The sequence below is a fragment of the Bacillus sp. JJ1562 genome, assembly GCF_036962705.1.
GTDB lineage: Bacteria > Bacillota > Bacilli > Bacillales > Bacillaceae_L > Ferdinandcohnia.
The window spans coordinates 22,451-32,132 of record NZ_JBALOQ010000005.1 but is presented as its reverse complement, the minus strand read 5'-3'; the positions used below and the strand labels follow the sequence as shown (position 1 = coordinate 32,132).

Annotated in this window: 8 protein-coding genes; 2 read left to right on the top strand and 6 right to left on the bottom strand. The window is 40.8% G+C overall.

Going from position 1 to position 9,682, the window contains the following annotated elements:
- The first annotated feature begins 205 nt into the window (after nt 1–205).
- Nucleotides 206–652 carry a VanZ family protein gene (locus V7097_RS03655; protein ID WP_335702237.1) on the top strand — a complete coding sequence of 149 codons (447 nt, stop codon included), beginning with the start codon at nt 206–208 and terminating at the stop codon, nt 650–652.
- A gap of 11 nt (nt 653–663) precedes the next feature.
- Here V7097_RS03655 and spoIID read toward each other — a convergent pair whose 3' ends face one another.
- Nucleotides 664–1,683, bottom strand: a complete 1,020-nt coding sequence (spoIID, locus tag V7097_RS03650; RefSeq protein WP_335702236.1) for a stage II sporulation protein D — start codon at nt 1,681–1,683, stop codon at nt 664–666.
- 180 nt (nt 1,684–1,863) lie between these two features.
- Between spoIID and V7097_RS03645 the strand changes: the two genes are divergently transcribed.
- Entirely contained in the window at nt 1,864–2,022 is a 159-nt protein-coding gene (locus V7097_RS03645) for a hypothetical protein (RefSeq protein ID WP_335702235.1), read from the top strand.
- Nucleotides 2,023–2,098: 76 nt separating this feature from the next.
- Here V7097_RS03645 and murA read toward each other — a convergent pair whose 3' ends face one another.
- The 5 genes from murA to nuoL all read right to left on the bottom strand — a co-directional run bounded on the left by murA (nt 2,099) and on the right by nuoL (nt 9,679).
- Nucleotides 2,099–3,397, bottom strand: coding sequence for a UDP-N-acetylglucosamine 1-carboxyvinyltransferase (gene murA, locus V7097_RS03640; protein ID WP_335702234.1), 1,299 nt, complete (start codon nt 3,395–3,397; stop codon nt 2,099–2,101).
- A 962-nt stretch (nt 3,398–4,359) separates the two neighbouring features.
- Nucleotides 4,360–4,596, bottom strand: a complete 237-nt coding sequence (locus tag V7097_RS03635) for a DUF1146 family protein (RefSeq protein WP_335702233.1) — start codon at nt 4,594–4,596, stop codon at nt 4,360–4,362.
- 190 nt (nt 4,597–4,786) lie between these two features.
- Nucleotides 4,787–6,298, bottom strand: a complete 1,512-nt coding sequence (gene nuoN, locus V7097_RS03630) for an NADH-quinone oxidoreductase subunit NuoN (protein WP_335702232.1) — start codon at nt 6,296–6,298, stop codon at nt 4,787–4,789.
- Nucleotides 6,299–6,302: 4 nt separating this feature from the next.
- Nucleotides 6,303–7,814, bottom strand: coding sequence for a complex I subunit 4 family protein (locus tag V7097_RS03625; protein ID WP_335702231.1), 1,512 nt, complete (start codon nt 7,812–7,814; stop codon nt 6,303–6,305).
- Nucleotides 7,811–9,679 carry an NADH-quinone oxidoreductase subunit L gene (nuoL, locus tag V7097_RS03620; protein ID WP_335702230.1) on the bottom strand — a complete coding sequence of 623 codons (1,869 nt, stop codon included), beginning with the start codon at nt 9,677–9,679 and terminating at the stop codon, nt 7,811–7,813. Before nuoL ends, V7097_RS03625 begins: the two co-directional genes overlap by 4 nt.
- Nucleotides 9,680–9,682: the final 3 nt, after the last annotated feature.

The following is a 9,682-nucleotide window of genomic DNA, read 5'->3' as shown; positions in this document are numbered from 1 at the left end:
CGCTTTCGAGTCTTCATAACCTCAACAAAACCCTCTCCCCAACTCCCAAGTTCACGTTCAGGTCTCCATCACGCCATGAAACCTATCCCCAGAAACCGAGGTTAGGTTTTGTCCTTCACACCTTCATGAATATATAAAGTATCTCCCTCACACTCCCAATGAATGCTATACTATTTAAGTACATTTTCAAAAAGGAGATTTATTTATGAAAGCATTTTTACGATTTCTACTATTATTAGCTCCATTTTTATATATGATCTTTATTTTTATTTTATCCAGCCTTCCATCAGACGCAATCGTGAACACTCCGTTTTCGTGGGATCGGGCTTTTAAAGAGTCCCTTCATCTCATCGAGTTCGGCATCCTATACGGTCTGTGGGTCTTGTTTTTCCTAGTACAAGGTAAGTTCACTCCGAAAACAAGCATCCTGGCTGCGGCTCTCTCAATTGCTTATGGGTTCTCTGATGAGCTTCACCAATACTTCGTACCCTACAGATCTGCAACCGTTATTGATCTTGTTAAAGACACAATTGGTGTGCTCGTGCTTTTTTGGATCGTAAAAGTAAGTTATTTTGGAGAAAAGCTACCACGCATCAAAAAGCTTCTCCAATGGATAGAAGGTTTGAACAGCAAAAAGGCAGAGGGGAATTAATCCCTCTGCCGTTATTTTTTCACCGTTAATTTATTTAAAAAGTTCTCTGTAGACGAAATTTCTACGCCTTGGTAGTAATGCGTAACAATTTCCTTGTAGCTCTTTCCATCCTTTGCCATTCCGTCCGCGCCAAACTGACTCATACCAACCCCGTGGCCATAGCCCTTCGTTTTAATTACGACGTTGTTGCCTTTACGCTCCAATGAAAAATCAGTTGAGCGCAGTCCTAGCTTTTCGCGAACTTCTCTACCTGTAAAACTCTTTCCACCAACCTCAACCGCTGCAACACGATTGGACTGTGTTCTTGCTGTAACTTTTCCGATATCATTCGCGTTTCCGATTTTAATTCCAAGCTTTTGCTCAAAATCAGCAACTGACACTTGAACTTGGTTGTAAAATTTCTCTGTATTTACATCCCACGGACTTTCCACACTTTTTAAATAAGGATACTCATTTTTATAGTAATCCTCGGAATTTTCCGTAAAGCCATTACTTGTTGAGAAAAATTGGGCGTCAATCGGCGCTCCATCATAGGTTAAAATTTGACCTTGTGTTTCTTTGACGGCTTGCGTTATTTTTTTAATTTTCCAGTCGTAATCGCTTTTCCATTCCTCTTTTAATTCCTCTATACTTTTGTATACCTGGTGGTTAGTCGTGTCTGACACATCAGCACCATCTGGAACACCAATTTTTTGGTCACTCAGCATATGTCGCACCACATACGTTCTCGCAGCCAGCGCCTGAGCTTTTAATGCCTCTATTTCAAACTTCGCAGGCATTTCCTGTGCCAGCACACCTACCACATAATCCTCAAGTGGCACATTATCGATTCTTTCAGCACTGACACGGTGCACAGCTACCTCCACCGTCGGGCCAGAAGCGATTTGCGGTGGTTCTGGATTTGATTGTCGTTCTTCTGCCAGCTTTACCGCGTCCTTACCGGAGAACGGAATGACGAGCATTGATGGAATTAATAAAATCAAGACAAAAAGGACAGAAACTAGTACAATTATTGGTTTAATCTGTTTCATGAATGCAAGCCTCCACATCAAAATTAATGCATTTACAATGCACCTGTATATATCAATATTTATGGTGATGGACAAGCATTTATGACTCAAAAATATGAAAAATTTTATATTCTACCTTTTACCACATATAGTATAATTTACCTAGCATCTCTATTTTAAATAAAAGGGGAAACGAGAAAGATGAGTAATAACTTGGTAAGTAGAATATGTCTTGCAGTTGCTTTGCTAATCACGATTTATAATTTTTTTATCACGGAGAATCCAGACTCTCGCGCGACAGGCGTCATATTATTACTTCTCATCATCGCAAACATCATACCTCTTATAAAAAAAGAATAACTTTATATGTATAAAAATAAAAAAGCTAGGGATATTACCTTATGTGGGTAATGTCCCTAGCTTTCTTCGCGGTTAGTCAAAAGTTTACTTTGATTTCTTCCACTAGGCTTTCTGTCATTTCATTAATACGTTCGATGTCAGCACCTAATGCCGCGAGTTTATCATGGAAGTTCACATAACCACGGTCTAAGTGCTTTAGTTCTGTTACACGGGTGTAGCCATCTGCAACCAAACCGGATAGAATTAGTGCAGCAGCAGCACGTAAGTCGGTTGCAGCTACTTCAGCTCCTTGAAGCTGAGATTCTCCGTTGATAATAACAGAACGGCCTTCAATTTTTATATCACCGTTCATACGTCGGAATTCTTCGACGTGCATGAAGCGATTTTCAAATACAGTTTCTGTGATCATACTTGTGCCCTGTGCACGAAGTAATAATGCCATCATTTGCGATTGCATATCTGTTGGAAAACCAGGATGTGGCATCGTTTTAATATCGACTGCCTTTAATTTTTCTGGACCAATGACACGAAGACCATCTTGTTCTTCAATGATTGTAACGCCCATTTCTTCCATTTTTGAAACTAGTGAGCTAAGGTGTTCTGGTACTGCACCTTGAACAAGTACATTACCACCAGTAATCGCTGAGGCCACCATAAATGTACCTGCTTCAATGCGATCAGGGATAATGTTATGAGTTGCTCCATGCAATTCTTTAACACCTTCAATACGAATAGTTCCAGTGCCTGCGCCTCTTACCTTTGCTCCCATCGCATTTAGGAAGTTGGCAAGGTCTACAATCTCCGGTTCTTTTGCACAGTTTTCAATGATGGAGACTCCATCAGCAAGTGTAGCAGCCATCATAATGTTTTCAGTAGCTCCTACGCTTGGGAAATCCATGTATACTTTCGCACCACGAAGTCGTCCATTGACTTCGGCATCGATATATCCATTTCCAACTTTCACAACTGCACCCATTGCTTCGAATCCTTTTAAGTGCTGGTCAATCGGTCTTGAACCAATTGCACAGCCGCCAGGAAGAGCAACTCTTGCGTGGCCATTACGGGCAAGCAATGACCCCATTACGAGTACAGATGCGCGCATTTTTCGAACATATTCAAAAGGTGCTTCTGTTTTTAGCTCTCTTGATGCATCGACAACGATTTGATTGTTTGCAAATTCGACTTTCGCGTTTAAAAAGCGCAATACCTCATTAATCGTATACACATCTGAGAGCGTGGGTACTTCATTTATCACACTTTTACCATTACTTGCTAATAAGGATGCAGCGATAACTGGCAAGACAGCGTTCTTTGCGCCTTCTACTTTGACAGTGCCGTTTAGCCTATGACCGCCGCGGACGATGATTTTTTCCAAGGTATTCCCCTCCGCGTCCCATTTTCTATATATTCATATTCATTCATAACAATTGGTGTTCCATCTTGCTGTGGTTTATCGAACCCAATCTTTACAGATTCATTATATTTAGTGGAAAATGTCATTCGCACTGATGTAGTATATGCAAACCACCGGGCAAATGTCTCTAATTTGGGTGTGGATGCATCTCATACATCGATCCATAAAAATTTGGTTAGCACCGTTCGAGCACGGTATAATCCATATTATTTTCAAATACAAATTTTCACAAAACCAATTTACATCATATCACTCAGAGCTACATTGGCACAAGTGAAATTTGTGGGAATTTCGCAATAATTGTCGACAAATATTAGAATATTTGATGGAATGTTTTTAAGTGAAAACTTTACATAGTTCACATAGTACATGTAATACGAAAAAAACTTCTTGTTTATGAGGGTTTGTCTTCTTTCTTAGACAATTTATCAAATACACTAAGGCGTATTTGCGCCAGATTTTTTTAGGCCCACACGATGTGGGTCACAAAGACGAAGACATCAGGACATGGCGTTCTTAGTCTTTGATCTTATGCTCGAAAAATTTCGTTTGAAAAATCGTGGCATCCGGCGGAGGCTTTATCCTGATTCAGGACTTTTACTGAATAAGGTTAAAATATCCCGAAAAAGTAAGAAGATTTGATGACATGCAGGTTCAGCACTTAAGGAATACGTCCATAAAAATCATCTACTCTTAAATAAGATTCCTTCGTATCATCAACCTCTACCTTCTATTGGTTCATTCCAGTAAAATCCAATGTATTTTTCCTATTCAATGGCATACTAAGGAATGTTTTTATTTGTCCCTCTCCTTACTAACATTTTTACCAGAACTCAACTTAGAATACGTGGAAAGTAGTGGAGAACGTATGACGTAGCTTCATTTAGGGTCGATTATCCGTAAACTTCCTGCATAAAGAGTTTTTAGTCAAGAATGCTTGGTAATTGTTGTGACCAGAGGAGATAATCTAAGAAGAAATTGCTGACCGTTGATCCAATTGCAATTGTCACAAGCACAAGAAGAACGCGCACCTGAAAAACCTGATTAGGCTTAACCAAATGCTCATACCGAATGCTTTGCAAGGCCCACCACGTAACCGCTATAAATATCAAATGCGAAATAATACTAATAAGTGCTTGATACCCAAAACCCGCTAACATAAACCCACTCCTTTAATAAGAAGGTAATATCCTAAATCACACCACTCCATTCTAACATTTCCTATGACAGAAGTCCTCTAAAAGGATCCATAGGGACGGTTCTACTGGTCCCTCGTGAAAAAACATCAAAAAAGACGGTTCATGGGTTCTCCATATTATGGAAAACCACAAGAACCGTCCCCTTGGACCCTTATCCTATAAAGTCCGCGAAGCTTTCGAACTGTTGAATGAATTCGAAGGCGACACCTGGGAATATTCCGAATCCGATCGTTCCGACCATAGCAACAATCACTACAATTAATACGCCTAAAGGTAATTTAATTTTGCTATCGTCTGCTGCTGGTCTAAAGAACATTTGTGTGAGGATTCCGAAGTAATAGAAATACGATACAACGGTTGTCGCAATCATGATTGATGCTAACACATAGTGCGACGGAGTCGTGACAAATGCCCCGATGAAAATCTCCAATTTTCCGATGAATCCTGCCGTTCCTGGAATCCCTGCTAACGAAAGAATGAATACACCAAGCGCAACAGCTAGTACTGGTGAACGCTTATAGAGTCCTGCAAACTGACTGATATCCTCTGAATCCGATTTTTGCGAAATGACCTGAAGAATCGCAAAGAATCCAATGCTCATGAAGAGATATGCCACTAAATAGAACCAAATCGCATCCATCATAAAATAGGAGAAAGCAACAAATGCTACTAATAAATAACCAGCGTGGGCAATACTTGAGTATGCCATCATCCGCTTGATATTTCGTTGTCTTAGTGCAACGGTGTTTCCAATAATCATCGTTGCTCCCGCGATAATTGCTAATAGATCCTGTAAGTGGAACAATAAATATGGCGTCTCTTCATTTCCCGATGGTACTTGAATGAATGCCGTTACAACGATTCGCAAAATGATAACAAAGCCCGCTGTCTTTGAGACTACGCTTAAAAAGGCAGTAACAGGTGTTGGTGCTCCTTGATACACATCTGGTGCCCACATATGAAATGGAGCAGCCGCGATTTTAAAAGACAGACCCACTACAATCATAAACAGCGCAAGAGCTACAATATAAATATGCTGTGGATCTTGTAGGCTTCCAAGCCTCACAAATATTTCTTTTAAATTCGAGGTTCCAGTTAGGCCATACACATAACTGACGCCGAATAAAAAGATCGCTGTTGAAACTGTTCCGTTAATCACATATTTCATCGCGGATTCATTTGAAAGCTTATTGCGCTTTCGTAATCCCGCTAAAACATAGGACGAAATCGAGAGTAACTCCAAGCCGACGAATAGTGTAATCAAGTCAGCACTTGATGTCATAATCATCGTACCTAAGAGTGCTGCTAGGAGTAAGTAATAAAACTCACCACGATACTCACCGATGCCTTCCTTAGGCTCGTAGCTCATCGCAAGCAAGATAACAAGACCTGTTCCTACTAATAAAATCAATTTAAACGCAATCGCAAATGAATCAAGTCTAAAAGTATCGTACAAAATCGACGTAACGTCATTTCCAATTAAGGAAACCGTATACCCAATTGCAACAAGAATCCCAGCGATTCCAATCCAACCAAGTGGACGTCGATCCTTGTCTTTTCCCATAAACAAATCAATCAACGATAGCAGGGTTGCTACACCGAGGATGATAAATTCTGGTGCCATAGCTCCCCATTCAAAACTTAACAAAGTTTCAGTATCCATCGGCTCACCCTCCTAACCCTAGCATGATTGTTTCAAGTGCAACCTGAAGTGGCTGTGTAAGCACGTTAGGATAAACACCAATTAATACGATAAACGCAAGTAACACGAATACCGGAACCATTTCAATCGGACGTAAATCAACTGCACCCTCATAGGAATGATTTGTCTTTCCGTATGTCACATTTAATACGGCACGTAATAAATACACAGCTGTTAAAATGATGCCGATTGCTCCAACTGCAGCAAGTACTGGCATTTCCTTGAACAGTCCAAGGAAGGCCATAAATTCACTAACAAATCCGGACATTCCCGGCATCCCAAGTGAAGCCATAGCTGCTGCTAATAAAAATCCAGCCGATAGTGGCATCACCTTAGCAAGTCCACCAAGCTTGTCAATATACGATGTTCCGGTACGCTCGTACATGACCCCAATTAAGAAGAACAATAATGCTGAAATCAAGCCGTGTGATACAACTTGGAATATCGCACCTTGCACTCCCGCTTCATTCATCGCACCAAGTCCAATCAACACAATTCCCATATGAGAAATACTTGAATAGGCAAGAACCATTTTGAAGTCTTTTTGGACAAATGCTAAAAACGCTCCATATAAAAGGTTGATCACCCCAAGCACGGCAACAATCGGTGCCAATGTACTGAACTCATCTGGGAAGAATCCTATACCAAAGCGGATAATCCCGTATGCTCCAATTTTTAAAAGGATCCCTGAGTGAATCATAACGATCGATGGTGGTGCTTGTACGTGAACACGCAGCATCCACGTATGCAATGGAAAAATCGGTAATTTAATCCCAAATCCAATGATAATTGCAATCAATAACCCAAGACGTAAGCCTTCAGAAAATTGACCTGGAATGGGCAAACTATCAGGCGGACTTGCAAAAATCGCGGTTAATGCTGCAATATTCGTTGTTCCAGACTTTGCAAAAATGATCATAATGACAATCAGCAAAATCGCAGAACCAAGTCCGTTATAAATCAAGAAGCTAAACGCTGCTTTTTCTTTTTCAAAATAGCCCCATTTTCCAATCAGGAAGAACGTAGAAATCAACGTCATTTCAAAGAATACAAAGAATAAAATCAAGTTTCCTGCTGTAAACACACCAAGCATCCCTAGTTCGAGTAAAAGGAACAGCATGAAATAGCCCTTCCACTCCTTATTAATATGAACGGATGCAATTGCTGCGAGAGTTGAAATCACTGTTGTTAATAGGACAAGTACTAAGGTTAGACCATTAAGGTCCATCTCATAGTTGACTTCCCACGGGTTGCCCTTTGGTAAAAAGCCAAACCAATAGACGCTTTCTTTTAGCCTTTCAAGTTCTCCACCACCTGCATAAAACCCATATGCATATAAGGCAAGAACGAGTGAAGGAATCGTCGCCAAAACCCCAACAAGCTTGATTGTTTGTTCTTGCGTTTTTGGTACAAAAGCAAGAACTGCAATACCTAAAATCGGGAAGAATACTAAAAGTGTAAGTATTATTGAGCTCATCTTAAGTACCCCCCTGTCAGCGCCACAACGAGAAGTAAAATCGCTAATCCCACAAAGGCAACGGATGTGTACATTTGTACCTGACCATTTTGTAGCCTAGCCCCAAGTTTTCCAATACCTTGTGTTGCTTGTGCCACCCCTTTTACAATGCCGCCTACTATAAATTCATCAATATATCGTAAGAATAAGCTAAATACTTTTGTCACATAGACAACGGTCATGTTGTAAAATTCATCAATAAAATATTTATTGTAGACGACGCTGTACATAATTGGTGCTCGAGAACTGAAAAAGTCTCTTGGAACTGATTTTCTTTGATACATTACATAAGCAAGCAAGAGACCAAAGAGCGATGCGAACGTTGCAACACCGACAATCCACCCTGGTCCTTCAATATGCCCCGGTCCATAAAGGTTCGTCCCTTCTGTTAACCAATCCCCTAAAAAAGTTCCAAACCAAGGTGTATTTACATAACCCCCGACGACGGCAAGAACACCTAGAATAATCATTGGAATCGTCATTGAGCTTGGTGACTCTTTTACATTTGTTTGTTTACCTCTAGACTCACCAGTGAAAACCATGAAGAACAAGCGGAACATATAAAATGCTGTAAAGAACGCTGCTATGATTGCTAACCAGAACAATACGTAATTTCCTTGTGCCCAAGCTGCAATTAAGATTTCATCCTTACTGAAAAATCCTGAGAAAAACGGAACGCCACTAATCGCGAGGGTTCCAATTAAGAACAATGGACCCGTTATACGAAGCTTTTTCCATAATCCGCCCATCTCCTCAATGTTCTGTGTATGGACGGCATGTATCACACTTCCCGCTGCTAGGAACAGCAACGCCTTAAAGAAAGCATGGGTCATTAGGTGGAATACCCCTGCAACATACCCAGCAGATCCAAGCGCAAGCATCATGTAGCCGAGCTGACTCACCGTTGAGTAGGCAAGAACACGTTTTATATCCTTTTGTGCTAAGCCAATTGATGCTGCAAAAATAGCTGTTATTCCACCAATCACTGCAACTGTCATCATAGCCGCATTACTTGCAGCAAATAGAGGAAACGTGGTTGCCACTAAATAAACCCCTGCTGCAACCATCGTAGCTGCGTGGATTAACGCTGAAACCGGTGTTGGACCTTCCATCGCATCTGGCAACCATGTATGAAGTGGGAATTGACCAGATTTTCCAACGGCCCCTACAAAAATTAAAATCGCGGTTAAGGTAATCATGGTTGATGAAATTTCCCCAGCGCCAACTGCGCTAAAAATTTCATCATACTCAAAGCTGCCAACTTGCCAGAATAATAGAATCATCCCAATTAATAGACCAACATCGCCGATACGCGTCATAATAAATGCTTTTTTCGCGGCGGCTTTAACTTCTTCTTTATAAAAGTAGAAACCAATTAATAGGAACGAACCGAGTCCAACAAGCTCCCAGAAAATATACGTTTGCAGAAGGTTTGGTGAGAGCACCAAGCCCAGCATCGCGAAGGTAAATAACCCAAGGTACGCATAAAATACAGCAAAGCGCTCATCTCCATGCATATACCCTTTTGAATATATATGTACTAAAAGTGCGACAAGCGATACTACCACTAACATAAGTGCATTTAATTGATTGACTTCAAACCCCGCTGTTAAATGAACATCCCCAATTGATAACCACGTACTCTCATATTTGTATGTTGGATTCCCTAGTCTCGCCACGAGAACCAACACCGAGTAGACGAATGAGACAAACGTAAGCAGAATGCCAATATAGGCACTCGACTCCTTCATTCGTTTACCGAATATAAGAAGGAACAAAAAAGAGATAAGCGGGAAAAGCGGTATGATCCATGCGTTTTCCATCATCGT

Coding starts and splice junctions, on each gene's coding strand:
- V7097_RS03655 (WP_335702237.1), top strand. CDS start 206: ATGAAAGCATTTTTACGATTTCTACTATTATTAGCTCCATTTTTATAT.
- V7097_RS03635 (WP_335702233.1), bottom strand. CDS start 4,596: ATGTTAGCGGGTTTTGGGTATCAAGCACTTATTAGTATTATTTCGCAT.
- nuoN (WP_335702232.1), bottom strand. CDS start 6,298: ATGGATACTGAAACTTTGTTAAGTTTTGAATGGGGAGCTATGGCACCA.
- spoIID (WP_335702236.1), bottom strand. CDS start 1,683: ATGAAACAGATTAAACCAATAATTGTACTAGTTTCTGTCCTTTTTGTC.
- V7097_RS03645 (WP_335702235.1), top strand. CDS start 1,864: ATGAGTAATAACTTGGTAAGTAGAATATGTCTTGCAGTTGCTTTGCTA.
- nuoL (WP_335702230.1), bottom strand. CDS start 9,679: ATGATGGAAAACGCATGGATCATACCGCTTTTCCCGCTTATCTCTTTT.
- V7097_RS03625 (WP_335702231.1), bottom strand. CDS start 7,814: ATGAGCTCAATAATACTTACACTTTTAGTATTCTTCCCGATTTTAGGT.